The organism is Lacticaseibacillus pantheris DSM 15945 = JCM 12539 = NBRC 106106, from assembly GCF_001311175.1.
Lineage (GTDB): Bacteria > Bacillota > Bacilli > Lactobacillales > Lactobacillaceae > Lacticaseibacillus > Lacticaseibacillus pantheris.
In genome coordinates, this window is the sequence record NZ_BBAI01000007.1 from 45,086 (window position 1) to 70,133 (window position 25,048).

A 25,048-nucleotide genomic window follows, 5' to 3' on the forward strand; every position below is an offset into this window, starting at 1 on the left:
GAACAACAAAGGGCGCCCCACAACCCGGAAACCGGATTAAGGGACGCCCACGCGCGTTACCACCCTACTTTGCGTGCCACAACACGCCTCAACGGTACCGCCACCTCGCAGTGGTGATACCCGGCAAAGTAACGCTTGCCCACGAACCAGTATCGCTGGTTACGGCTCCGAGACCATCTTCACTACCCGGCCATTACCTCCTCACACCGAACGGAGGCTCTCTGAATAACGGCCAAAGTAGTTACTCTTCTCATCAACGCCTAAACACGAATCTTAAACTGACGCAAGTGTACCGTTTATCAACCGTTCTCGCAACAGCACAAAGTTAAAAATAACGCATTGTACGATTGCGCCACCAACAATTGCTTACAAATTGTACCTACTATCTGTAATTAAAAAAACTAACTTTCGTCCTCATTAATTTTGTTCACAACCCACCCATGCTCGGAGCGCTGCAACTCCCACAGACTGGTCGTGGTAGTGGGCGCCTCGGGTTCGGCGTCGGTCCCCACGGGCATCGTGGTGCGTGTGATAGTCGCCCGAATAAGCAGTTCGTCTTTGTCGGTCGCCAGTCGCGCCAAGTTGTCGAAGGTCAGCTCGGTATACCCCACCGGCGCAGCGGAAGCTGGCCAGTCGCGGGTCATCTGGGTCCAGGCGTGCTTGGTGGTATAACGGGTCAGCTCGCTACGGTCACGCTGATCGACGGCGGCCTGAACGTGTCGCGCGAGGGCGATAAATTCGTCGCGGTTGGCGACCCCTAGAGGTACGGTCGCCACTTTGGCGGGCCGCTGGGGTTGCTCAACCGTCTCGGCAAAGGCGGCAACGCGATCCTGCTGCTGTTGGGCACGACGCCGGGCGCGCAGGCGGGGAACGACGAGGTACCAGAGCGCAAAGACGACGGCAATCAAAATGATGGCGCTCACGGCGCCGCTGCCGTTCCCACCGTTACTGCGGGTTGCCTCCCGAATTAAGTGGCGCATACCAAAAAGGCGCACACCCATAACTCCAAACACCATAGTAGTTCCTCCTCAAACTTCATTTTCCTACTGTATATATTATACCGCTATCGTCACCGCGCAGTGGCGGTTCTGGCCGGCGGGGTGGTCCGTGCTGGCAAAGTGGTGGTGGGGTTGCGGCTTCCGTGCCCTGCGCCATGATTGCAACCTTAGTGGTCGCCGGCAGCGTTGGTCGGGTTGATGAGTTACGGCTTCCGTGGGCGCTCCGCGGTAATCCACTGCTAGGGCGAAACCTCCAACTCGCCAAGTGCATGCGAGTTTCCGGTGCGATTCTGAGCCTGCCCGGAAGCCCACCGGTCAGTCTCAGAACTCGTCGCGTTCTAATGGCTAAAGCCTATGGAACTCTCGGACTGGCTACGCCATTCCTGCGAGAAACACGCAGTAAGCGCTAAAGCGCAAACTGCCTGTGTTCCCCGAGCAGTGGTTACCGCTCCGGCCCACACGCCTTCACTCACCAACCCGACCGACGCGGCCTTACCTACTATCACAACCACGTCTACAGGCAAAGCGCCTCCACCCCACCGTCACTTTGCTGGCCCCCGCTCTTTGCTCCGATTATGAGTAACGACTAAATCAGTGATTTGCCGAGCTCATCAATGCGTACAGGTAGACCGTGGTCTAAGTTTTGAGATGCACACAACGTTACCTGAGACGTGATTTCAACAGTATCATGAGCCCATGTCGATTGGACCGGTGAGCGGAGGCGTGTGGAACGCAACCGTAACCATTACCGCCGTGTATCGAGAACCCGCGGGCGGGGTTTGGGACGGAGATTAGCGCCACGAGCCGTGACTTACACAGTAACGAGAGGCCGCGTCGGTCGAGTCGGTGAGTGGAGACAGGTGGAGTCGGAATGGTAACAACTGCCACTATGTCTCGGAAACCCGCGAGTGGTATTTGGGACGGAGGTGTCGCGCCCGGAGACGTTACCTATACAGTAGCAAGAGGCCGCTTCGGTCGGGCCGGTGAGCGGAGGCGTGTGGGGTCGGAATGGTAACCACCGCCGGGGTGCAACGTTCTTATGGCTTTAGCCATTAGAACGCGACGAGTTTCGAGACCAGCCGGCGGGTTTCCGGATGGGCTCGAAATCGCACCGGAAACTCACCCGGGCTTGGTGAGTTGGAGGTTTCACCCTAGCAGTGGATTACCATGGAGTGCCCCACGTAAGCCGCAGCTCGCCGGGCCGACCGACGCGGCCGCCCACCCGCCACCGTAGCAACCTACGGCGTAGGGCACGCAAGCCGCAGTCCCAAATACCACCCGCGTGTTCACAGCCACCTAAGCCGCATTTCACCGGTTCAACCGACGCTGCCGTCCACCCACCACCGTATAAAAGGCCGCGACACGGGGTCGCGGCCTTGTTGAGTATTGTATTGTTGGTGCACCTGTATAAGGTTGTGTTCGAGTTACTTCAGGACTTTGAACTGGTCGTTCTTGTCCATCTTGTCCTTGGCGTCAGCACCAGCTCGATGGAGCCGAAGTCCATCTGCGCGCGGAGCTTCCAGTTTGCCGGAATGTCGAATGCATCCCGAACCAAGTCGTCAATAATCGGGTTGTAATGCTGCAGGTTAGCGCCGATGCCATTTTCGGCCAGCGCTACCCAAGTGTTGGTCTGGATGGCACCTTCAGCCTGTTCCGCCCAATCCTTGAAGTTAGCAGCGTACAGCGGGAAGTCGTTTTCCAGCTGGGCAACCTGGTCCGTGTCCACAAAGTAAAGGATGGTCCCGTAAGCCGCCTTGAAGCTAGCAATCTTTTCCTTGGTCTTTTCGTAGGCCGCCTCAGTTGGCACCTCACTCTTGAGCCGCTTAACCACGATGTCCCACAGTTCGTCGTGCTTAGCACCGAACAGGAAGACCGCGCGGGTCGTAACGGCGTTAAATGCGTGTGGCGTTGCCTGAATGGTGTTCTCCACCAATTCCACGATGTCCTCGTCGCTCTGCTTAACGTTCTTGCCCAGCGCGTAAATTGAGTGCCGCTGGTTTAACAAATCCAAAAGTTTAGTTTCCATAACTGTAATAACCACCTTATCTTTTTGCTTACAAGAATCATCTTACCAGCTTATTTTTTTGTAAGTACAGTACCGAACTGATTTTCGGTGACCCGTTTACCCAAAGTAACCGATGACCATCGCAACCGCCAGAATGACTAGTACGACGGTGGTTATCCACACATACAGACGGTCGTGCTCCACCATGAAAGCATATATGGAAACGACCACTCGCAGTACCGGCGTCAGGATGAGCAGGAACAAGCCAACCATCATGACCGCATCGGCTTGACCGTGCAGCAGCCCGGTGAAGATTGTCCCAAAGCGGTGTGGTTGCGAGCCCGTGGCGTAGTTGCCGCCCTGGAAGAGCATCAACACCAGCCCAATAAGTAAGACCACGACCGCCGCAATCACACCGATACGCATGATACGACCAATTAGTAGTTCAACGTACTTGGTTTCCTCGTGCATCTGGTCCCGTTCACGATTTTGCATCAGATGGTCACCCCGAATCCTTTCAGCAGCATCTGAATCCCCATGAAACCAATGATGGGTACAAAGATCATGCGTAATAACCGCGTGGGCATAATCGGCATAATCCGTGATCCAATCAACGCGCCACCCAGAATTCCCAGTGCGAGTGGTACCGCAATTTCCGGCCGCAGTGACCCGTTAAAGAAGTACACGGTCGCACTCGCGGCAGCCGTTACCCCCATCATCAGGTTAGACGTGGCGCTACTAGGCTTGAGTGGCATCTTCATGATGGTGTCCATCGCAATCACTTTGAACGCACCACTACCAATACCCAGCATCCCCGAGGCTAGCCCCGCCCCAAACATCATGGTCATCCCGCCCGGAACGTTGGTGACGGTGTAATCAACCTGCTTCTTTGTGGCCTTATCGTAGTAAGAGCCGTTCAGCTTCAACTTGGTGGCCAGCTCGTCAGGATGGTCCGCTGGTGCGGCGTCGGTTTTACCAATCAACTTACGGATCATGTTGTAGGTGGAAAATACCAACAACGCGCCAAACAGCCAGTACAAAATGTTGGACGGAACCATGCCCGTAACGATAGCACCCACGATGGCACCCACCGTCGTCCCGATTTCGAGAAACATCGCCACCCGCAGGTTCAACATATCGTCGCGGAGGTACGCAATGGTCGCACCAGAACTGGTCGCAATCACCGCGATAATGCTGGCCGCAATGGCGTACTGGATGGGCAGCCCCATCAGCACCGTCAGCACGGGGGTAATAATCATCCCCCACCGATACCCATAATGGCACCCAGAATGCCGGCCGCAACACCGGTCACTACTAATAAAATCATCTGGTTAATCATTCCTCGGCCTCCCTACCGTGCCCACTACTACTTGGCTGTCTTCTTAGTGGCCGCCTTCTTAGTGGTGGTACGTTTACGCGTCGTGGTCTTCTTCGCCGTCGTCTTCTTGGCCGTGCGCGTAGTTTTGCGCTTCGTGGTCGTCTTCTTAACGGTCTGCGGTTTAACCTCCTCCTGAGGCTTGGCAGCTTCCTCAGCAATATGCGCTAGCTTTTCCTGGACGGAGGCCACAATGCTTTGCCCGTACTGATCCGCGTTGGCGATAAACTCGTCCGCCGTTGCGACCTCGTCAATGCGGAACCCGGATGCGTTCAGGAACTTGTTGGCGACGGTCAGGTACACCCGCACCGGCACAATCTCGTCGTTACCCAAAAAAATTGGTGATTTTCTTGCGTCCGCCATGGGCAGGTTCACCACGCCGGCCTCCAAAGCAATGGTGGTCGGTTCCGCGCTCGTGATGGTGACCACGCTGCGCATAATACGGCCGGCCGCTAGATTGGTTTGAGCGTCGGCCACCATGGGCGCAAGAGCCGCCGCTACGCCGTCCTGCTCCACTGCCGATGGTTTCACCGTGTGTTCAGCAATCACAAAGTCCGTGTTCGTCACGGCATCAAGATATTTCTGTACGTTGATCTCCATAATTTGGTATTCCCTTCTTATATGCAAAGGCGCGCGTGCACACGCCATAACTGCACTCATCATATCGAACAGCCGCACCCCCTGCAAGTTCTGGTGGTCAGCCACCCGCCAAACATCTATACTAAAGGTCGCGGTACCACACACGACGGGCACAACGTAACCTATTTAAAATTGGGATACGATGCCTGAATCAATTGCAAAGGCGGTGAGTACGTGGCCACAACGAGAATTGGTGTACGGGAACTGGTTGAGTTTACCGTGCGTAGCGGCGACCTTAATCCGGTCACGCAATCCAGCAACAATACCGCCATGATGGGTAGCCGAATCCACCGGCGTATCCAGGATGCCCACGCCGATAACTCCGACTACGAATACGAGTCGGAAGTTTACCTTAAACGGGATGAAACCATCGCCGACGTTGAGTACACCATTGACGGCCGGGCCGATGGGTGATCACCCCTGACGATGGTCCCGTCATTCTGGAAGAAATCAAGACTTCCGCCCGCGACTTTGACCAACTCACCCCCAACACCGTCGACCGCTACTGGGCGCAAGCCGAAACTTACGGCCACTATCTGTGCACGGAACGGGAACTTGACGGCCTCACCATCGACCTGATTTACGTCAACACCCGCAACCAGGACGAGAGCCACCATCGCCGCGAATACACCGCGGCCCAGCTGGCGGATAATTACCAAGCGCTGATTACGGAGTTTGGTAGTTGGATTAAGCTACGCAGCGACATCATCAAACGCCGTAACGAGACCGCCGCGGCCCTCCAGTTTCCCTTTCCAGAATTTCGTGCGGGCCAACACGACTTTGCTGGCGCAGTTTACAAGACCATTTACACCGGCCAGCGACTCTTTGTGCAGGCTCCCACTGGTACGGGCAAAACCATCTCCACCCTGTTTCCCGCCGTTAAAGCCATGGGTGCCGGGCTCATCAACCGGGCGTTTTACTTAACGGCCAAAGCCGCCACCCGCCACGTGGCCGAGGACGCCATGGGCCGCATGGGCGATGCCGGCCTGACCGCGAAAAGTATCACCATCACTGCCCGGGACACAATCCGTTTTGACGACGAACCCGACGAGCCCACGCAAAACCCGTACATGCTCGGCTACTACGACCGGCTCAAGCCCGCGTTACTGGACATGCTCGCTAATAACGACCTCATTACTCGTGCGGTAGTCGAGGAGTACGCCCGTAAACATACCGTCGATCCGTTCGAATTTTCGCTGGACGCCAGCCTATTTTGTGACGTCATCATTTGCGATTACAACTACCTATTCGACCCACGGGTATTTCTGCAACGCTTCTTTGCAAACCCTGACCCCGAGAACTGCTTTCTGGTTGATGAGGCCCACAATTTGGTGGACCGAGCCCGCAACATGTACAGTGCTGCGGTATCACGGCAGGCATTTGCTGACATCATCCCCCAATTATCCGGTCTGAAAAGTGGACGCATTACCCGGCTGCGTAAGAGCATCCGCGGCGTCGAAGACACTATGGACGTACTGGACACCAACCTGCAGCGCGAGGAGCACTTCCAGCAGGAGCCCATTGAGCCCCTAATTGACAGCTCGATGCCTTTGCCACCCAGTTTCACGAGTGGCTGGAAGCCGAGAAGAACGCGGAGGTTGACCAGGTACTGGATGCCGGTCTGGACGCTTTCTTTGCCGCCAACGCCTACCTCAAAATTGCCGAGTTGTACGACGACGCCTTTGAAACGAGCGTTGCCCGCGACGGAGCGGACCTGACGGTGAAGCAAATGTGCCTGAACCCCAGTCAATTTGTGGACGAGCGGCTCGCCCTCGGTCACGGTGCCGTCCTGTTTTCGGCCACGCTCACCCCGATGGACTACTACCGCGACGTCCTGGGCGGCACCGACAACAGCCTGGCGTACACGTTACCGTCACCGTTCCCGCCGGCCAACCAGGCGGTAATCGTCGCCGGCAACGTGCGCACCACGTACCGCGAACGCACCGCCAGCCTACCGGCATTAATCGCCGCATTGACGGTGATGGTCACGGCGCGGTCCGGCCACTACCTGGTCTTTTGCCCGTCGTACGCTTACCTTGAGACGGTGCACGACGCCTTTGTGCGGGCCAACCCACAATGCGATGTGGTTACGCAAAGGAGCGCGATGTCCGCAGCGGACCGCAAAGCCTTCCTCGACGCCTTTGCACCGGGACAACCACCAGTGGTTGGTTTCGCGGTACTGGGCGGGAGTTTCGCCGAGGGCATCGACCTCCGCGGACAGGCGCTCATTGGGGTGGCGGTCGTCTCGGTCGGGTTGCCGGGACTGTCCAGCGAGACCGACCGCATCAAGCAGTATTACCAGCAACGCAACGGCCAGGGTTTTGCGTACGCGTACCAACTCCCCGGGCTCAACAACGTCCTGCAAGCTGGCGGGCGAGTCATTCGCGGCGCCCATGACGTGGGCGTCATCCTCTTACTGGACGCCCGCTTCAATGAGCCCCGCTACCGGCAACTGCTGCCGGCCCACTGGCAGGTCAAGGCGAACACGCGGAGCACGCGCGAACTGGCCGCAACGTTAACCAACTTTTGGGCGGAGCATCCGGAACCGAGTGATGTGTAAGCTAACTAGGTGCTCGAGGGAAAAAGGTCAACTTTAAAAAAAGATATACTGCTGGTTCTACTAGGAGTGGTTTTAATTTTCTCAGCCTGGTTTGTTGGCGCTTTGGTCAACAAATAGCGTAGTTTCATCCCGTCCACACTTCAGAACTCAACTAATTTGGCCTCCTACTGGTAGCCGATTGCTCACAACATTGGGAGTAATCACGCCAGTTGGGAGGCTATTTTGAATTCAAAAATACGCTACAATTCCGCCCGCTCAAATAGGACGTATACCAACCAACACCCGCTATAGCACCCGTCAAAGAAACCGGCTACACTAAGGTTAGAAAAGCTTGACTTTCAACGCCCCTGATAATATCATTGGTATAGACCAAACGAGCGGAAGACAATCAAGGAGGATTCAATCATGGATGTACGTGTATTTGACGGTAAGGCAGCGGCTAGCAAGGCGGCATTTAACGTAATTAAGGACGCAATGGGCAATGGTATTCAGACTTTGGGTCTGGCTACGGGTAGCTCCCCCGTTGACCTGTACAACGACATGACCAGTAGTGATCTGGACTTCAGCAAGATGACCAGCGTTAACCTGGACGAGTATGTGGGCTTGGACACGAAGAACGACCAGAGCTACCACTACTTTATGAACGAGCACCTGTTCAGCAAGAAGCCATTCAAGCAAAGCTTTGTCCCAGACGGTCAGGCTGCAGACATCGAGCAGGCTGCTAAGGATTACGACCAGATTATCGAGGAGCACCCCATCGATATTCAGTTGCTGGGCATTGGTCGTAACGGCCACATCGGCTTCAACGAACCAGGCACACCGTTTGATGAGGGCACCCACAAAGTAACGTTGACGCAGTGACGATTGACGCCAACGCACGGTTCTTTGAACATGAAGAAGACGTGCCACGTTACGCCATTTCCATGGGCATTGGCTCCATTATGAAGAGCAAGCAAATCATCCTGTTGGCCTTCGGTGAAGACAAGGCTGACGCCATTAAGGCAACGGTTGAGGGTCCGGTAACGGAGGACGTGCCAGCATCCGTATTGCAAAACCACGACAACGTGATTGTGTTTGTTGACGAGGCGGCGGCTAGTAAGTTGAGTAAGTAGAGAGCGCAGCAGGCCGTTTAGAAGGCAGAGCATAAGCAACTCTAACCGAAAGGCCCGGGTTTGGCCTTTTGGTTAGAGTTGCTTATGCGGCGTCTTCTGGCCTGCGGAGCTCGTTTCAATAAGCAAAGGTAACGCGGGGACGGTGTGGTGTTGACCGCCCATATAGTGCCCCGTACTTGGCCTTTGGTGCTAGTAGCTTATACGTCGCTTTCTGGCCTGCGGAGCTCGTTTAGAGAGCGGAACCCCGCGGTTAGAAACCAGAGTATAAGTAAGACCAGACGAGAATCCCGCACTTGGATTCTTGTCTGGTTTTGCTTATACGTCGGTTTCTGCGGGGTGCAACTCGTTTCCCTACGCACGACTAACGAGGAAGCGGTGTGGTGTTTACCACCAACTAGAGGACTATGCACCTCCATTTCTCGGTTTATTCGTCCCACATACCCCTTCCAATCCACCATGCCTACCTGGCATGGTGTTTTTTTGCACACCGGGCAAACCAATCCACCTTGCTGCCAGGCCACACGTTCTGATTATGGTAATTAGGCAATCAACGATGAGTCAAATTTTCACCCCATAGCGGTAGGCCGCGTCGGTCGGACCAGTGGGCGTAGGCGTGTGGGGTCGGAATGGTAACCACTGCCGGGGTGTAACGTTATTACGGCTTTAGCCGTTAGAACGCGACGAATTTCAAGACCGGCCGGCGGTTTTCCGGCCGGTCTTGAAATCGCGGCGGAAACCCGCCCGGGCCTGGCGGGTTGGAGCTTCGCCCTAGCAGTGGATTACCATGGAGCACCCCACGTAAGCCGCAGCTCACTGGTCCGACCTACGCTGCCGCCCCACCCCCACAACAGTTGTACTTACACCCGCGGATAGTGTATAAACAGAATGAGAACACGGTTACAACGTAGAACGCAGAACGTAAATAATAAAGGTTAGGTGACGAATATGGAATTAAACTGGACACCACAACAAAATATGTTGTTGCGCATGGTCGGCGAGTTTACCAATCAGGAAGTTGCGCCTTACGACATGCAGATTCATGCGGACGGCCACTATCCCGAGGGGTTGCTGGACAAGATGATTGGTACGGGGTTCCTCGGGCTCATGCTACCACGACAGTACGGGGGCGCCGACTTTGATCCCGAAATCACCGCCGAGGTCGTGCGGCGGATGGCCCAGGGTAACGCCAGCGCAGCGGTAACCCTGGAGGGACACTACAAGACCGTCGAGCAGATTATTAAGTTTGGCGCGCAATCGTTGCAAGACAAGTACCTCCCTACGGCCACCAGCCACATCTTTGCATTCGGCATGACCGAATCGAGTGGTGGCTCTAACCCCATGGGTATCCAGACTACCGCCCGCAAAGTTGGCAACCACTGGGTTATCTCTGGCAACAAAATCATGATTACCAACGGCGGTCTGGCCACCGTCTACTGTGTCCTGGCCAAAACTGCCCCAGACGAACTATCCGTGTTCGTCGTGGACTCCAGCATGCCCGGATTCTCCTTTGGCAAGCAGGAGGACTTTATCGGTCTGCGCGGGGTGCCGGTGGGCGAAATCGTCCTCGATGAGGTGACCGTCCCCGCAGACCACCTACTCAGCCAACAGGGTGACGGCATGCTGGTCGGCGACTCCGCCCACGACGACGCGCGCATCCTGATGGGTGCCGCGCTGACGGGCATCATGGAGCACGCACTGGATGTCGCCACCGATTACGCTAACGAGCGTAAGGCCATCGACGTCCCCATCGGCCACCTGCAAAGTATCGAACGGAAACTGGCGGACATCGCAATTGGCAAAGAGACCACGAAGCTGCTCTACCAACGGGCGGCCGCACTCAAAGTCGCGGGACAAAGCTACTCCGAGGAGGCCGCAATGGCGAAGGCGTATGGCTCACGCACCGCAGTCAGTGCCTGTGACGACGCCCTACAAGTCCTCGCCGGTTACGGCTACAGCCGGGAATACCCGCTGGCACACCTGATTCTCGATGCCCGCGCCATGGAGATTGCTGAAGGCACCGTTGAAAAGATGCGCTCGGCTATTGCTCAGTCCGAGCTCAACAAGTAGGAGGCTATCATCATGAAAATTGTTGTTTGCATTAAACAGGTTCCGGAAAGCAATAACGTGAAGTTTGATCCCGTAACCCATAACCTGGTGCGCTCTGGCACTACCGGCCGGATTAACCCATTCGACAAGAACGCCATCGAAGCTGCGCTGCAGTTGCGCGACGCAATTGGTGGTAGCGTAAGTGTGCTGACCATGGGCCCGCCCGCAGCGACTGAGGCCCTCCGCGACGGCCTGGCCATGGGCGCGGATGACGGCTACTTGCTCAGCTCGCGCGCATTCGGCGGGGCCGACACGCTCGCAACTGGCTACACCGTCGCAGCCGCGATTAACAAAATCGGCGGCGTGGACCTCACCCTCTTTGGCCGGCAGGCAGTCGACGCGGACACCGGGCAGGTCGGGCCCATCACCGCAGAACTGCTGGGCGTCCCGCAGGCTACGTTCGTGAACAAGATCACGCCAGATGCAACCGGTGGACTAACGGTCCAGCGCGACCTCGACGACCGCACCCAAACCGTCGCACTTACTACCCCCGCAGTCATCACGGTTCGCAGTGAAATTAACCATCCCCGTTACGAAACTCCCGTCAACATTCAGGATAGTTTCACCAAAACCATCACCACCTGGACGGAACAAGACCTCAACCTTGATCCCGACCGCATCGGGTTAGCGGGGTCGCCAACCGTTGTCACCAAAGTATACGCACCAACACCGACGCAACGGGCCACACGACCACTGACCGGCACACCTGACGAGGCCGTTGACCAGCTGATCGCGCAGCTGCAGCGACAAAACCTAATCTAGGGGGGGCAAAATCATGACAAAGACAAACGCAATTTGGGTGGTAGCCGAACGCGCCATTGGCCGCATACAGCCCGTCACCTTTCAACTCATCACCAAGCCCGGCAAATCGCCAACGGACGGCCCGTCGTCGCCATCCTGCTCGAGGGCGACGACGACAGCTTTGAGCAACAACTGGCCGATTACGGACCGGACGAAATTATTCGCGTGCGGGACGCAAAACTGAAGCGGGCCAGTGACCGCACCATGGCCGACGTTATCACCGCGTTGGCACGTGCAGAACGGCCCGACAGCGTCCTGTTTGCGGCCACTCCGCAAGGCCGGTCAGTAGCGCCGCGGGTTCAAACCCAGCTGACCACCGGGCTCACGGCTGACTGTTTGGACCTCCGCTACGATGACAACCTCCTGGTGGCCGTCAAGCCGTCATACGGGGACAACGTCATGTGCGAAATTACGTGCCCACAAGCCCGGCCGCAAATGGTTTCGGTCCGCCCCAACACCTTTGCCGCTGAACGGGTTACCAACAGCCAGACGGTGATTCGTGATGGCGACGTGCCCGTCAGCGCGTCAGTTGGTGACACTATTATCGACGAACACGTGGCCGTATCCACCGCTACGGGCGTGAACGGTGCCCGCAAGGTGCTGTCCCTCGGCCGTGGTGCCGCGTCTGACCAAACGGTGGCGTTGGCCCGGCAGATAGCCGCCAAGCTGGGGGCCAGCGTCGGCGTTTCGCGCCCCCTCACGGACCGCGACGACTTTTCCGTTGAGCAGCAAATCGGCCAATCTGGCAACACGATTGCGCCCGAGCTGCTCATTAACGTCGGCATTAGCGGCGCGACCCAATACCTGGTAGGCATTGACCAAAGTAAACTCATCATTTCCGTCAACCGCGACGACAACGCCCCCATCATGGCGCAAAGCGACTACGTGTACGTCGGGGATGCGGACGCCTTCCTGAAATCTCTCGCCAAGCGACTCGGCATTAACTAGCATTCACGATGCTGTACGCAGGGTCCCGTAACCGTCAACCGGACAAAGGACAATCAAAATGCATAATCGCAACTTTATTTACAGCGCACTCACCTTTACCGCGTTCATCATCTTTCTCAGTTGGTTAGGTCCCATCACCGCAAAGTTCGGTCAGTACACGTGGGGCTTCTGGATTGGCGTGATCCCGCTACTGGGTATGCTGCTCATCCTGCTCGTTCCAGTTGGTAACGCGTTGGTGCCAGACAAAGACGTACGGGGCGCCGTTCTCGGGCGTATGGCCCCATTCTACCTGGTGTACCTAGTCCTCAACACTGTGGGGCACCATTACATCGCTTCTAACGGCATCTTTGCGTGGGTCATCACGGGTGTCCTTTATGCTGCCGGTATTGTTGGCATTTGGTGGTCCGAGCAACGACCGCACCATGAAGACCATTAACATCACGGCGGACCCCACCGACTTTGATATAATGGTCATTAGTAACCCCGGACACGGACGGTTCGGCTCAAGAAAGGTTGATTAATTTGTTACGCCTCGGATTTGTTTATAACGCTGCCATTTACAGTACATTAGCACTCGTGGCTTGTGGCTCACCCACACCAACTCCTTTGGTATCTCCATCATTGGTTCATTGGCGCTACTATACATCGTGGTTTTCCCGCTTGGTAGCGCGCTAATGCCTGAACGGGCCCTGCGGCAAAAGGCGCTCCTGGTAATCGGTATTCTGTGGCTCATCTTCTTTGTCTGCCAGATGGTACTCACCGTCGCCGTTGGGAGCATGAACTTTATTTACTGGCTCGTACTACTAGTCGTCTACTGCGGCACACTCTTTGCGTTCTGGCGGCTGGATCAGCGGCCCCACCGCAACGCCTAGTCTTGATGGTACACAAATGGCCCCCGCGCCAAAGGAATGCGGGGGCCATTTGTGTACACCGTGCACGACGGCGTAGCGAGCCATATATGTATGCTGCTTACCTCATTGCCGGCGCCTGCAGGTTAACCAAACCCGCGGCTGCCTGGCATGAGCCAGTTCAATAACTACTCAAACATGACTTTTGCAGTCAAAGTAGGTCGCCATAATACCTTGTGGACGGCATCGAACTATGCAAGCATTACCCTGACCACCCGCTTATTATAACGGGTCGGTCACCAAAAGCATATAGTCTGACCGTAAGCTTCAACAAACCAACCGCTTTGCCCAAACACGCCTGACGCTATGCTGGGGGATGCATATTTTAGGATTGGTCTCTTGATATCGTGGAAATAACGCATATGGAACGCTAAGCAAAGGGGCAAGAGCGAACTACCCCAGCATAGTTGGGGGAATGCCACAGCACTACCACCACAAGGCCAAGTGCGAACTTTCCCCAACCAACATGGGAACGCTGCACTGCCCCCGCGTTAGTCGTGCGTATGGAAACGAGCTGCGCAGGCCAGAAAGCGACGTATAAGCAAACCCGAACAAGAATCCAAGTGCGAACTTTCCCAACTTAACGTGGGAACGCTACACTGCCCCCTCGTTAGTCGTGCGTATGGAAACGAGCTGCGCAGGCCAGAAGACGCCGCATAAGCAACTATAACCAAAAGGCCAAACCCGGGCCTTTGGTTATAGTTGCTTATGCTCTGCCTTCTAAACGGCCTGCTCCGCTCTCTACACCTGTCCCGTCAACATCCCCAACGCCATAATTAACAGAATGATGCCAAAGAACAAACCGTACCAGAAGCCAAAGCCCAAGAATGGGCTCGTCGACTGGCCGCCGCTCGTCCGCACCGCCTTAAGTGCATGGCGAAATTGCCAGAACTGCCAAACGGATAATGCAATCAATGCTACAGCAGCTAACTTTTCCATCATAACGCACACCAGCTCTCATAACCCATAACTCAATGCCAGCCCAACAAACAGCACCGGCGTGATTAAAATAGTTCACCCGGTTACAAGATCATTATAACTCACATTTGTGTAAGCGCTAACAATGAGGCGAAATTTGTGCATTCGCGCTTATTTGTCTACCGCACCATCAACCATCTCCAGCATGCGTCCGCCAAAATACCGTAACCATACTTACCAAAGTGGAGCCCGTCGTGCAGACTGCCATCCACAACGGCGGCCAAGTTTGGTTCGCGCATGAACAACTGGTACAAATCCAGCACCCGAGCCCCGTGCTGCCTGGCAACCTGCTGGATTGCGCGCCCGTACTCGCGAATCCGCGCGTTACTGCGGGTGCGCTGCCGCCGCTCGTCAACCGGCGGTGGGGTAATCATGACTACACGGGCACCAGCATACACCGTGCCCACTTGATCCATAATTTGTTGTACGTTGGCGGTAAATTCGGGTAACGGCACCAGCTTATGCGCCGCCGCATCATTCGTACCGATTAGTATGAAGACCCAGTCTGCATGCGGTCGGATCACCACATCATTGTGCGCCCGCCGTAGTAAATCAGGCGTCTGGTCGCCCCCAATGGCCGTATTGTCAATCTTTATAGACGGACGACGATTAAGGAGTGCCTTGTTAATCAATGGTCCGTGGGCGTCCTCCCTCCGAGCTAACAGGCTATCACCAGTTAGTAGTAGTCGCACTATTAATCAATCCCCCTTCAACTTTGCATGCCTCTATAAAACGCAAAGGGAACCGTAGCCAGTTGCCACGATTCCCTTAACCACGCATTTAGTTAAACTTAGCAGCACTGCCAGCAGGCACGCGCACGAGGTCGCGCTGCACCAGGCATTCCGCAATCTGTACGGCGTTCCAAGCGGCACCCTTCAACAGGTTGTCGGAAACGACCCAGCAGTTGTACGCACCCTTAGTCTCAAGGTCCGGACGAATCCGACCCACAAAGGTGTCCCGGCTACCCTCAGCCGTCTGTGGCTGTGGATACAGCTGGCTAGCCGGATCATCCTGCACAACCAGCCCGGGGAACCCGGTCATGGCTGTACGCAACTCGTCAGGGGTTGGCGTGTTGCCGTCTTCGACTTCAAACCATACGGACTCACCATGACCAATCGGCACTGGCACCCGCACACAGGTAGCAGTGACCTTGATGTCCGGTGAGTTCTTGTCGCCCAGCATGATCTTCTTGGTTTCGTGAATCATCTTCCACTCTTCGTGAGTGTAGCCATCATCCTCGAAGACATCAATCTGTGGCAACAAGTTAAAGGCCAGTGGGTAGTGCTTCTTTTCGCCCTTAACCGGCAGAATCTCTGCCTGCATCTCTTCGCCGTCCAAGTATTCCTTGGCTTCGCGCTTGAGCTCGTTAATAGCAGACTGCCCGGCCCCACCAGCGGCCTGGTAGGTCGACACGATAATCCGCTTCAGGCCAAACTGCTGGCGCACTGGCTCCAGGGCGACCATCATCTGAATGGTTGAGCAGTTGGGGTTAGCAATAATACCGTTGTGGTCCGCCAGGGCGTCCTCGTTGACTTCAGGCACAACCAACGGCACGTTATCGTTCATCCGGAAGTACGACGTGTTGTCGACACAGACCGCCCCACGCTTCACGGCTTCTGGCAAAAGCTTGGCGGAAACCGAGCCACCAGCTGATGACAGCACAAGGTCTACGCCATCAAAGGATTCCGGACGGGCTTCCTCGACCGTGACGGGTTCACCCTTAAAGTAGAGTGTCTTCCCCGCGGAACGGGACGAAGCCAGCAGATGGACTTCCTTGACCGGAATCGTTGACTGTTCCAATTGCTGAATCATGCGGGTACCCACGGCCCCCGTTGCACCCAAAATTGCGACTACATACTGCTTTTCTGTCATGATCATTCTCCCATTTGACGTAATTAATCGACTAAATCAGCTGCGTACGCTTGAATGCGTCGGCCGGCCTCTTCCAGATTCTCCGTTGATGCCGCGTACGACAAACGAATGTAACCTTCACCGCCGGGGCCAAAGACAGACCCGGGTACCACACCGACTTTGGCTTTCTCGGCCAAATCGTACACGAATTGTACATCATCCTGTATCATCGTGTCAGGTATCTTAGCAAAAACGTAAAACGCGCCGGCCGGCTTAGGTGCGGTAAAGCCCACCTTGCTCAACGCGGCCATAATCAGGTCGCGGCGCTGGCGGTAAATATCCCGCATCCGTGGACCATCTTCCCGGCCGTTACGCATGGCTTCTTCACCCGCCTTCATCATCGGGCTGGCCGCCGTCGTCACCAAGAACTGGTGCATCTTACCAACCAACTTGATGAGAGCTGCTGGTCCAGCCACGTACCCCACACGGTAACCCGTCATCGCGTGCGATTTGGAAAAACCACTAATCAATATGGTCTGCTCTGGTAGCAGGTGGCCCATACTGAGGTGATCCTCCTCGTACGCAATCTCCGCGTATATTTCGTCGGACAACACGACGAGGTCCGTCGACGACAGAATTTGCGCAACCGCGCGGACCTGCTCGTGGGTGTACGTTGCGCCCGTGGGGTTATTCGGGTAGTTCAGCACAATTGCTTTGGCCTCCGGATGGGCAGCCAAGGTGGCCTGTAACCGTTCCGGGGTCAAAATAAACTCCGGTGCGGTACTGACCGTGACCACGTTCAGCCCACAAATGTGCGCAACGTTCTCGTACAGCGGGAATTCTGGTGTCGGGATGATGATGGTGTCGCCCGGGTTAAACAGCCCGTTAATGGCGGCGAAGATGGACTCCGTAGCCCCCACGGTCACCACGACCTCACCGTCCGCCTGGTAGTGCGCGTCAAACCGGTCGGCTAAGTACTGACTAATTTGCTGGCGCAGTTCGAGGTAACCAAACGATGGTGCGTAATGCGACCAATCGGCGTCAATCGCGGCTTCGGTAGCCGCCTTAATGTGTTCCGGAACCGCAAAGTCCGGTTCGCCCAGGGTCAGTTTGATGATCCCCGGGATGGTAGAAATCTTGTTATCAACCGCACGAATGGCTGATGGCGGGACCGTACCTAACGCACGGTTACCTAATCCCGCAAGACTAGACTTGAGTTCTGGCATAACAATTACTCTTCTTTCCCAATCTCACAGTGGTTATAGCAACGAATCCAGGCCGACCGTCAAAGCGTCTGGCAGGTCCGCAACGTTACGGATAGCCAGCCGAATGCCCGCCATGAAGGACGAGCGGTCGTACGAAATCTGGCTGATGCTCAGGCTTTCGCCCTCAGCGCCAAAGATGACTTCTTCCTGCGCCACGTAACCCGGTAGGCGCAGCGCGTGCACGGGCACGTCGTCAATCCATTCACCACGTGCCGGTGCGTCCGTCTGCTTAGGCGCCACCGGCTTGGCCTGACGCGCCTTGCTGATTGCCTGAGCCGTGGCGCGGGCAGTACCGGACGGGGCATCAATCTTATCGCTGTGGTGAATTTCGACCACTTCAGCATCGGGCATGTACTTAGCTGCTTTGGCCGCGAACTGCATCATCAGTACGGCAGAAATACCAAAGTTCGGTACAATCATCACTTTACGCCCGTTGTCAGCGGCAATTTTACCCAAAGCCGCAAAGTCGTCGTTACTCATGCCGCTGGTCCCGATAATGGTATCGAACCCGTGGGCCAAGGAATACTCGGCGTTCTTACGCGCCGCCGTGGGATGGTAAAGTCCACCCACACGTCCGCCGTGACGTTAATGTCGGCGGTATCACCAAAGATGGGGAAGTCCTCCGCGTCGCTAGCCGCACGGTCCAAGCCGCCGACCACCCGTAAATCGTCGGTTGCCTGCAACATGTGCACAACCTTGCGGCCCATCTTACCGGAAGCACCGGATACAAATACTGTTGTCATAAGTGATTAACCCTCCAATACTGATAGTACGTGTTGCGTCTCGGCCTCATTCAGCGGAATCATTGGCAGGCGGAGGTTATTCTTAATCTCGCCGCGGCGTGCCAGCATCATCTTGACCGGTTCTGGGGATGGGTAGGCAAACAACGCGTCCATTCGCGGTGCCAGCCAGGACATGGTCTCCTGGGCAACGTCCGTCTTGCCGGACTGGTAGTCGGTAATCATCTGGTGCATCCGCTCGCCATAGAGGTGGGATGCCACGGAGATGACGCCGCGCGCGCCACTTTGGATGGCCCCGAGGGTCTGGCCATCCTCACCGGTATAAACGGCAAAGTCGGCCGGTGTGTGTTCGACTAGGTACTCTAGGTCCTCGATGGTGGTACACTGCTTCACACCACCAATGTTGGGGTACTGCGCCAGTTGTACGAGCGTATCGTTATCGAGTTTTACCACCGTACGACCGGGGATGTTGTAGATAATCACGGGTACGGCCGATGCGTCGGCGATGGCCTGGAAGTGTGCAACCATCCCCGCTTGGCTCGGCTTGTTGTAAAACGGGTTCACGGCCAGCACGGCGTCGACACCCTTAATGGCGCTCACCTCGCGGGCAAAGTCCGCTGAAGCGGCGGTGTTGTTGGTACCAACGTTAGCGATGATGCTGGCGCGACCGGCAACGTACTGCGTAAAGTGTTCAAACAACGCGATTTTCTCGTCGTGGGTCAAAGTTGGTGCCTCGCCGGTTGTTGCACCAACCACAAATCCATTGGTGTGCTCACTGATCAACCGGTCGACCAACTTGTCCAAGGCGTCGAAATCGATGTGGTCGTCATCGGTAAAAGGCGTGATGATGGCCGTCATAATCGGTTCATTCTCAAACATGTTCTCCGTCCTTTCTTGAAACACAAATGATAGCACTTTTCCCTATTATTGCACGTTCTGTAGGGCAACTTTCTTCAGTAGTTTGGGGTTGCGGCAGCGTCGGCCAGCCCGGTGAGTTGCGACTTTCGTGGTTAGAACCCGCGGGCGGGGTTTGGGGTTGCGGCTTACGTGCCCTGCGCCGTAATTGCTACACCCGCACGCTCCGGCCGTCCCGGCCTCCCGCGAATCTCGGAGCCAAAGAAAACCACTTTGTCTCCAAGATTTGCCGCTGTACGTCACTCCGTTCCTACAGCGCTCTGGGGTCGCAGCAACCACGTCTCCGGACACGACGCCTCCACCCCAAACCCCGCCCGCGTTCCCGACACATAGTGGTGGAACACGGCTACAATATTAAGTGTGCCGTTACCTAAATGGGAGGATACCATTACGACTGTTACCAACGCCAACTGGTCAAAAGGCCCGGTCACCTCATTCCTGACGCTTGGAACGCCGACTTGCACCCAAATTGGCTTACGAACGCATCCGTGCGTGGCTTGGGCCCGGGAGGTGTGTAGACGACTGGGTCCGGAACGGTGACCGCTGTAAGAGCGCAGCGATGTACAGCGCGACGAATTTAGAGACTGACTGCCCGCATTTGGCAGGCAGGCTCTAAATCGCACCGGAAACTCGCGCACTTTGCGAGTTGGAGGTTTCGCCCTAGCAGCGGTCACCGTGGAGCGACCCACAAAGTCGGAACACCTCCCGGGCTCAAACCACGCGCCACACAACCATGCTACTGCATCCGGTGGTTGAAGAAGCGGATGAAGGCGGCGACGCCCGGTTTGATGGAGGCCTCGTCCGGACTCAGCTTGTCGCTGTGCAACGTGTGCTCGGGGTCGTTAACCCCCAGCCACGCCATGGTGCCCGGGAACTTCTGCGTCAGGAAGCCGAAGTCCTCCCCCGTCATTGCGGGTTCGGCCTCCGCAAAGTCGGTGTCGGGATCCGCCGCCATGAAGTCCATCATGTCCGCTGTCTGCTCCGGTGCATTTTCTACCGGCATATAGCCACCCTGAATCAGCTTCAGTCGGCCTCCACACCATAAGTGGCGGCGACACCGTTAGCGATATCCCGCACCCGCTGCTGCATCATCTCAATGTCCGCCTGACGGAACGCGCGAATCGTCCCCGACAACTTTGCTTCACCCGGGATGATGTTCGGCACCGTACCCGCGTGCAGGCTCCCAATCGTGACGACACCACCCCGCAGCGGATCCACGTTCCGCGATACGATGGTCTGTACCTGCATAATGAACGCCGCCGCAGCCACCAACGAGTCTTTGGCCCGCTGTGGGTACGCCGCGTGACCGCTCAAACCGCGCAGGGTCAAGTAAATCTCGGTCGTACCCGCAAAGAGTGTCCCCTGACGCGTCGCCAGTTGGCCAGCCGGTAGCGCCGGATTGTCATGAATCGCAAAAAAAATTCGTCCGGTTGCCACTCGCCCGTAAACGCGCCAGCCTGGTACACGCGGTACCCACCATAATCCTCCTCCTCAGCAGGCTGGAAGAAGAACAGCATGTTATCACGCGGCTGGTTCGCGGCAAAATGCTGTAGAATGCCTAGCGCTACGGCCATGTGGACGTCATGCCCACACGCGTGCATTTGGCCCGGAATCGTGGAGGCAAAGGGTAGGCCGGTCGCCTCGGTCACCGGTAGCGCATCAATATCGGTGCGGTAACCAATCGTGCGGCGTGGATCCGTGCCCGCCAGACGTACCATAATCGCCGTCGGTACTTCCGGCACGCCCTTAATGGTCATCCACGACGACTGCCAGGACTGAATCTTAGCCATCAGGTAGTCGTGCGTGCGGGTTTCGTGCAAAGCAAGTTCAGGAATCTGGTGCAAATCGCGCCGAATTGCAATCAGCGCGTCAGCGTCTAAGTCTGTCATGGAATCTACTTCCTTACGTTATTTAGTATCCACCGCCACATCACTAGTGAATGTGACGATCACGACCAAAGGCATTACAGCTGACGCAGTGCGTCAATCAAACCAGTCTTACTGTCAGTCTTGGCATCCTTCATCTTCAGAATCTTGCTGGCACGCCACCAACAACGGCGTTGGCCGGTACGTCATCGATGACAACGGCGCCCGCAGCGACCACCGCACCTTTGCCAATACGGATACCTTCCAGTACCACGCGTTGGCGCCAATCAGTACGTCATCCTCCACGATTACTGGCGTGGCGGATGCGGGTTCCACGACTCCGGCCAGGACGGTGCCAGCACCAATGTGGCACCGCTTGCCGACCGTTGCGCGGCCGCCGAGGATGGCGCCCATGTCAATCATGGTGCCCTCGCCGATCTTGGAACCAATGTTAATCACGGCACCCATCATGATGACCGCGTTGTCATCAATCGTCACGTGCTCACGAATGATGGCACCAGGCTCAATACGGGCGTTAATGTTGCTGATATCCAGCATTGGCACCCCAGTGTTGCGGCCCGTCACTTCAACGTGCGCGTTAGTAATGACCGCCTGGTTGGCTTCCAGCCACGGCTTAATCACCCCGGCATCCCCGAACAGCTGCCCGGTTTTGGTGTCCAGGAAGCTCTCGACGCCGGCGGGTACGTCCGTCAGTTTGCTAGTATCCCCAGCAAAGACAACGTGCATGGGCGTCGTCTTGGGCGCATTTGCGATGTACTCGATAATTTGTTCTGCGTTGAATGGTTGTGCCATAGTGTTGTGTCCTCCATTGGAATGTCTGTCTGCATCAATTTTTAAAAAGTTATACCCATAGTTAGTGGTGCTGGTACGGCTGGTCAAAGGCGAGCAGGTCGGCCCACGTTTCGCGACGAACCACGACCTGCGCTTCCCCGTCCTCGCAAAAGACGACGGCGGGCAGCGGGTTCCGGTTATAATGCGAAGCCATGGAGTACCCGTAAGCCCCGGTCGCCAAAACGGCGAGGATATCGCCCGGAACGACCGGTGGTAGCGCCGCCCGGTCAACCAGGATATCGCCCGACTCGCAGTACTTGCCCGCGAGCGTCACGACCTGCGTGGTCTCCGCGTGCGGTCGGTCCGCCAGTACGGCTTCGTATTCGGCCTGGTACAAAGCTGGCCGGATATTGTCCCCCATGCCGCCATCGACCGTTTGGTAAGTCCGGACGCCCGGAATCTGCTTGGTGCCACCCGCAGTATACAGGGTGATTCCGGCCGGGCCCACGATGGAGCGCCCCGGTTCAATCCAAATAGCCGGCATCGTCCAGTCAGTGTCCGCAAACCCAGTGCTAATGGTGCCGACGAGTGCGTCCACAAACTCCGTCGGTGGAATCGGCGTGTCCGCATCCGTGTACTGAATACCGAAACCACCGCCTAGGTCCAAGACCTGGGGAGCGTAGTCCCACTGACGTACCAAGTCCACCAGTTTTGCGCTTCGGCCACGAAGCCGTCCACCGCAAAAATTTGCGAACCAATATGCGCGTGCAGCCCCAACAAGTTCAGGTGTGTTGCCGCCTGTGTATCCTTAACGGCCGCCTGCGCCTGACCACTCGCTACGTCAAAGCCGAACTTACTATCGGCTTGACCGGTCATAATGTACTCGTGGGTGTGGGCCGAAACGTCCGGTGCAATCCGCAACAGAACGTCCTGCACCACACCTTTGCGTGCGGCGAGTTCGTTGAGACGCTCTAATTCAAAGTGGTTGTCGACAATCACCGTGCCCAAGCCGGCGTCTAACGCCAGTTGCAGCTCCTCATCGGACTTGTTGTTGCCGTTAAACGACACGTGTGCCATGTTGACCCCAGCCTGCTGGGCGGTAACAATCTCGCCACCGGAAACCACGTCCAGGTGTGCCCCCTCACTGGCGGCTACCTGAAACATGGCGACCGTTGCGAAGGCCTTGGCCGCGTAGCTCACGGTGTAATCGACTTTGTGGGCCGCAAACGCCGCCCGGTACGCGCGGATATTCGCACGAATGACGCCCACGTCGTACGCATAAAGGGGTGTCCCAAATTCACGCGCCAGCTCGCTCGCAGCGACGCCGCCCACGGTCAGGCGCCCCTGCGCGTCCGTTGAAACCGGAATGGTCATGCAATACCTCCATTGTTGGTGCGCGTAAATCAGTGCGCACGTTTCATCGTTTTATTCACTAATTTCCCGAATCAAGCGGTCGTTCAGGTTGATGGACAACTCCCAAGGGGCAAAGCCGGTAAAGTCGGCCCACTCATCAAGGGTAATCTCCTCATCCCCGTCGCGACCCAGCACCGTCACTTTGGTGCCCAGCGGTAACGGGCCGGGCAACCGGATCATCATCGCGTCCATAGCTAGCTTGCCGAGAATCTGGCACCGTTGGCCGTTGACCAGCACCTCCGCGCCGGTGAGACGGCGGGTCAACCCGTCGCCGTAACCCAAAGGAATGGTGCCGACCCACTCGCCCTCTTTGGCTCGTAAATGTGACCGTAAGAAATGCCATCACCCGCGTGCATCTGCTTGACGAAAATTAACTGCGTTGTCAGCGTCAACACAGGCTCCAGGTAGCTGGCGTCCCGTAACTCACCCAGCGACGGTTCGATGCCGTACACAACGGTGCCAGCGCGAATAACGTCGGTCGGAATCTCGTCCGCATGGTACATGGCGGCACCCGAGTTGGCCACGTGCACCATCGGCGGGTGCGGGAACGTATCCGTCAGCTCGTGCCAGCGCGCTAATTGCTTGTGGAAATAATCCACCTCGGATGAATCGGCCTGGGAAAAGTGGGTCATCAGGCCGTAATACTCAAAGTCATCCGGGTGCGCCTGCATGAACTGTAGGCTTGCATCCATTTCCGCGCGGCTACGGTAACCAATCCGGCCCATGCCGGTATCAATGCCCATGGACACTTTGAGTGGCTGGCCAGCCTGGGCTAAATACGGCTGGGCGTCGTGCAACCACTGGTCACTGGCAACCGTGGTAATCAGGTCGTTGTCGGCCAGTTCCTCGGCGTACTGCGGCATGACGATACTCATCACCAAGATGGGTATCGTAAATCCGTGTTGCCGGAGGGCGAGCGCCTCATCCAGAACGGCTACGGCGAGCCCATCTGCGCCGCCATTAACGGCCGCGCGACTCATTTCGAGCAGCCCAAAGCCGTAAGCGTTCGCCTTAACGGCCAGGAAGACCGTTTTGGCGTGTGCAGCTTTGCGCGTCTCGGCTAAGTTATGTGTAACTGCGTGTTGTGAAATATATAATTTTGTTGGACGATGATCAGCTGTGACTGACATGTACCGAACCCCCTACGTGTCGTGGTTAATGTGGATATGGTCGTCGTTGGCGCCCGGCCACAAGGTCGCGTTTCTTTAAACGGACACACTACTGCATATTATAAGGTATAGAGGGGCCGCTGACCATGGAGTACACGCGCACAAAAGCAAAGTCGCGGTGGTTCACGCCAGCGGGTACGCAAAAGCCCACCCGGCGTGCGTTATTCGCATACCAGATGGGCCGTTAAAGTCTTCGTTAAAAAAACCGTTTGTCCATAATGATTTACGATAGCGCTCCGCAGCAAGTCACTGCGACAGTCCAGCGGTTATTCACCGGTGGCCCAACCTGCCGGGTTTACACTTCCCGAGCGGGTTTCGGCGGTCTTCCCTTTCACGCGCCCGCACCGTTGAGTGTATCAACTTGGACGCGCTAGTCATGGCAACCGCAACCTCTATCATTTATAATTAACGTTAGGTTACAATTAATACCGTACAACTGTCAACCCTGTGGTTATCCGAAGACGGACGTCTATAAGCCGCCGGATTCTGCAGCAGCCGTGGTTCTAGGGATACGGCCGGTGGTGGTGTGCGGCGGCTGCAGACCCGTAGTTCTGTTTGAATTACTGCCAGTAGTGCGACAGCACGTACTGGTAGTTATGAATTACAGA

17 protein-coding genes, 8 pseudogenes, 1 riboswitch and 1 other annotated feature are annotated in these 25,048 nt (G+C 56.4%); of the genes and pseudogenes, 8 read left to right on the forward strand and 17 right to left on the reverse strand.

Features of this window, described 5'->3' with window-relative positions:
- Positions 1 to 36 precede the first annotated feature (36 nt).
- Positions 37 to 266, reverse strand: a binding site (T-box leader).
- A gap of 135 nt (positions 267 to 401) precedes the next feature.
- From JCM12539_RS04015 to JCM12539_RS04035, 5 genes and pseudogenes are all read right to left on the reverse strand, one after another.
- Positions 402 to 1,016, reverse strand: coding sequence for a hypothetical protein (locus JCM12539_RS04015; RefSeq protein WP_054649453.1), 615 nt, complete (start codon positions 1,014 to 1,016; stop codon positions 402 to 404).
- A gap of 1,406 nt (positions 1,017 to 2,422) precedes the next feature.
- Positions 2,423 to 3,024, reverse strand: a pseudogene (locus JCM12539_RS04020) (nitroreductase family protein).
- A 96-nt stretch (positions 3,025 to 3,120) separates the two neighbouring features.
- Complete coding sequence (locus tag JCM12539_RS04025) at positions 3,121 to 3,498, reverse strand: DUF1634 domain-containing protein (RefSeq protein WP_061777632.1); 378 nt, start codon at positions 3,496 to 3,498, stop codon at positions 3,121 to 3,123.
- Positions 3,498 to 4,339, reverse strand: a pseudogene (locus tag JCM12539_RS04030) (sulfite exporter TauE/SafE family protein). The gene JCM12539_RS04025 and the pseudogene JCM12539_RS04030 overlap by 1 nt, the downstream one beginning before the upstream one ends.
- Positions 4,340 to 4,369: 30 nt before the next feature.
- Positions 4,370 to 5,083, reverse strand: a complete 714-nt coding sequence (locus JCM12539_RS04035; protein WP_225350231.1) for a hypothetical protein — start codon at positions 5,081 to 5,083, stop codon at positions 4,370 to 4,372.
- 108 nt (positions 5,084 to 5,191) lie between these two features.
- On the opposite strand from JCM12539_RS04035, the pseudogene JCM12539_RS15080 reads away from it, so the two are divergent.
- The 8 genes and pseudogenes from JCM12539_RS15080 to JCM12539_RS04070 all read left to right on the forward strand — a co-directional run bounded on the left by JCM12539_RS15080 (position 5,192) and on the right by JCM12539_RS04070 (position 13,416).
- A pseudogene (locus tag JCM12539_RS15080) lies at positions 5,192 to 7,577 on the forward strand (ATP-dependent DNA helicase).
- Positions 7,578 to 7,982: 405 nt separating this feature from the next.
- Positions 7,983 to 8,689 (forward strand): annotated as a pseudogene (locus JCM12539_RS04045) (glucosamine-6-phosphate deaminase).
- A 945-nt stretch (positions 8,690 to 9,634) separates the two neighbouring features.
- Complete coding sequence (locus tag JCM12539_RS04050; RefSeq protein WP_054649457.1) at positions 9,635 to 10,756, forward strand: acyl-CoA dehydrogenase family protein; 1,122 nt, start codon at positions 9,635 to 9,637, stop codon at positions 10,754 to 10,756.
- A gap of 12 nt (positions 10,757 to 10,768) precedes the next feature.
- Entirely contained in the window at positions 10,769 to 11,557 is a 789-nt protein-coding gene (locus JCM12539_RS04055; protein ID WP_054649459.1) for an electron transfer flavoprotein subunit beta/FixA family protein, read from the forward strand.
- A 13-nt stretch (positions 11,558 to 11,570) separates the two neighbouring features.
- Complete coding sequence (locus JCM12539_RS15085; protein WP_369396064.1) at positions 11,571 to 11,780, forward strand: hypothetical protein; 210 nt, start codon at positions 11,571 to 11,573, stop codon at positions 11,778 to 11,780.
- Positions 11,693 to 12,544, forward strand: a complete 852-nt coding sequence (locus JCM12539_RS04060; RefSeq protein WP_369396061.1) for an electron transfer flavoprotein subunit alpha/FixB family protein — start codon at positions 11,693 to 11,695, stop codon at positions 12,542 to 12,544. Before JCM12539_RS15085 ends, JCM12539_RS04060 begins: the two co-directional genes overlap by 88 nt.
- Positions 12,545 to 12,602: 58 nt before the next feature.
- Positions 12,603 to 12,980, forward strand: coding sequence for a hypothetical protein (locus tag JCM12539_RS04065; RefSeq protein ID WP_054649461.1), 378 nt, complete (start codon positions 12,603 to 12,605; stop codon positions 12,978 to 12,980).
- A gap of 145 nt (positions 12,981 to 13,125) precedes the next feature.
- Entirely contained in the window at positions 13,126 to 13,416 is a 291-nt protein-coding gene (locus JCM12539_RS04070) for a hypothetical protein (RefSeq protein ID WP_054649463.1), read from the forward strand.
- Between the two features lie 777 nt (positions 13,417 to 14,193).
- On the opposite strand, the gene JCM12539_RS04075 is transcribed toward JCM12539_RS04070, so the two are convergent.
- The 12 genes and pseudogenes from JCM12539_RS04075 to alr all read right to left on the reverse strand — a co-directional run bounded on the left by JCM12539_RS04075 (position 14,194) and on the right by alr (position 24,401).
- The gene (locus JCM12539_RS04075; protein ID WP_054649465.1) at positions 14,194 to 14,394 is read right to left on the reverse strand and encodes a hypothetical protein; all 201 of its coding nucleotides are present in this window, start codon (positions 14,392 to 14,394) and stop codon (positions 14,194 to 14,196) included.
- 155 nt (positions 14,395 to 14,549) lie between these two features.
- On the reverse strand, positions 14,550 to 15,122 hold the full coding sequence (locus tag JCM12539_RS04080; protein WP_054649467.1) for a GDSL-type esterase/lipase family protein: 573 nt from the start codon (positions 15,120 to 15,122) through the stop codon (positions 14,550 to 14,552).
- Between the two features lie 88 nt (positions 15,123 to 15,210).
- Positions 15,211 to 16,302 carry an aspartate-semialdehyde dehydrogenase gene (locus JCM12539_RS04085; protein WP_054649469.1) on the reverse strand — a complete coding sequence of 364 codons (1,092 nt, stop codon included), beginning with the start codon at positions 16,300 to 16,302 and terminating at the stop codon, positions 15,211 to 15,213.
- 23 nt (positions 16,303 to 16,325) lie between these two features.
- On the reverse strand, positions 16,326 to 17,507 hold the full coding sequence (locus JCM12539_RS04090; RefSeq protein WP_054649472.1) for an aminotransferase class I/II-fold pyridoxal phosphate-dependent enzyme: 1,182 nt from the start codon (positions 17,505 to 17,507) through the stop codon (positions 16,326 to 16,328).
- Positions 17,508 to 17,540: 33 nt separating this feature from the next.
- Positions 17,541 to 18,116: a 4-hydroxy-tetrahydrodipicolinate reductase gene (gene dapB / locus JCM12539_RS04095; protein ID WP_225350234.1), complete on the reverse strand. Its 576-nt coding sequence runs from the start codon at positions 18,114 to 18,116 to the stop codon at positions 17,541 to 17,543.
- A complete protein-coding gene (locus tag JCM12539_RS13910; protein WP_225350235.1) occupies positions 18,023 to 18,289 on the reverse strand; it encodes a Rossmann-fold NAD(P)-binding domain-containing protein in 267 nt (88 codons plus the stop codon). The genes dapB and JCM12539_RS13910 overlap by 94 nt, the downstream gene beginning before the upstream one ends.
- A gap of 6 nt (positions 18,290 to 18,295) precedes the next feature.
- Positions 18,296 to 19,165, reverse strand: coding sequence for a 4-hydroxy-tetrahydrodipicolinate synthase (gene dapA, locus JCM12539_RS04100; RefSeq protein ID WP_054649474.1), 870 nt, complete (start codon positions 19,163 to 19,165; stop codon positions 18,296 to 18,298).
- A 772-nt stretch (positions 19,166 to 19,937) separates the two neighbouring features.
- Positions 19,938 to 21,090, reverse strand: a pseudogene (locus JCM12539_RS04105) (N-acetyldiaminopimelate deacetylase).
- Between the two features lie 74 nt (positions 21,091 to 21,164).
- A pseudogene (dapD, locus tag JCM12539_RS04110) lies at positions 21,165 to 21,879 on the reverse strand (2,3,4,5-tetrahydropyridine-2,6-dicarboxylate N-acetyltransferase).
- 61 nt (positions 21,880 to 21,940) lie between these two features.
- The gene (locus JCM12539_RS15090) at positions 21,941 to 22,402 is read right to left on the reverse strand and encodes a diaminopimelate decarboxylase family protein (protein ID WP_369396063.1); all 462 of its coding nucleotides are present in this window, start codon (positions 22,400 to 22,402) and stop codon (positions 21,941 to 21,943) included.
- Between the two features lie 21 nt (positions 22,403 to 22,423).
- Positions 22,424 to 23,232 (reverse strand): annotated as a pseudogene (locus JCM12539_RS15095) (diaminopimelate decarboxylase family protein); the annotation flags it as partial.
- Between the two features lie 51 nt (positions 23,233 to 23,283).
- A pseudogene (alr, locus tag JCM12539_RS04120) lies at positions 23,284 to 24,401 on the reverse strand (alanine racemase).
- A 260-nt stretch (positions 24,402 to 24,661) separates the two neighbouring features.
- Positions 24,662 to 24,843: riboswitch (Lysine riboswitch) on the reverse strand.
- Positions 24,844 to 25,048: the final 205 nt, after the last annotated feature.

Coding starts and splice junctions, on each gene's coding strand:
- JCM12539_RS04015 (WP_054649453.1), bottom strand. CDS start 1,016: ATGGTGTTTGGAGTTATGGGTGTGCGCCTTTTTGGTATGCGCCACTTA.
- JCM12539_RS04025 (WP_061777632.1), bottom strand. CDS start 3,498: ATGCAAAATCGTGAACGGGACCAGATGCACGAGGAAACCAAGTACGTT.
- JCM12539_RS04050 (WP_054649457.1), top strand. CDS start 9,635: ATGGAATTAAACTGGACACCACAACAAAATATGTTGTTGCGCATGGTC.
- JCM12539_RS04055 (WP_054649459.1), top strand. CDS start 10,769: ATGAAAATTGTTGTTTGCATTAAACAGGTTCCGGAAAGCAATAACGTG.
- JCM12539_RS15085 (WP_369396064.1), top strand. CDS start 11,571: ATGACAAAGACAAACGCAATTTGGGTGGTAGCCGAACGCGCCATTGGC.
- JCM12539_RS04065 (WP_054649461.1), top strand. CDS start 12,603: ATGCATAATCGCAACTTTATTTACAGCGCACTCACCTTTACCGCGTTC.
- JCM12539_RS04075 (WP_054649465.1), bottom strand. CDS start 14,394: ATGATGGAAAAGTTAGCTGCTGTAGCATTGATTGCATTATCCGTTTGG.
- JCM12539_RS04085 (WP_054649469.1), bottom strand. CDS start 16,302: ATGACAGAAAAGCAGTATGTAGTCGCAATTTTGGGTGCAACGGGGGCC.
- JCM12539_RS04090 (WP_054649472.1), bottom strand. CDS start 17,507: ATGCCAGAACTCAAGTCTAGTCTTGCGGGATTAGGTAACCGTGCGTTA.
- JCM12539_RS13910 (WP_225350235.1), bottom strand. CDS start 18,289: ATGACAACAGTATTTGTATCCGGTGCTTCCGGTAAGATGGGCCGCAAG.
- dapA (WP_054649474.1), bottom strand. CDS start 19,165: ATGTTTGAGAATGAACCGATTATGACGGCCATCATCACGCCTTTTACC.
- JCM12539_RS15090 (WP_369396063.1), bottom strand. CDS start 22,402: ATGCCGGCTATTTGGATTGAACCGGGGCGCTCCATCGTGGGCCCGGCC.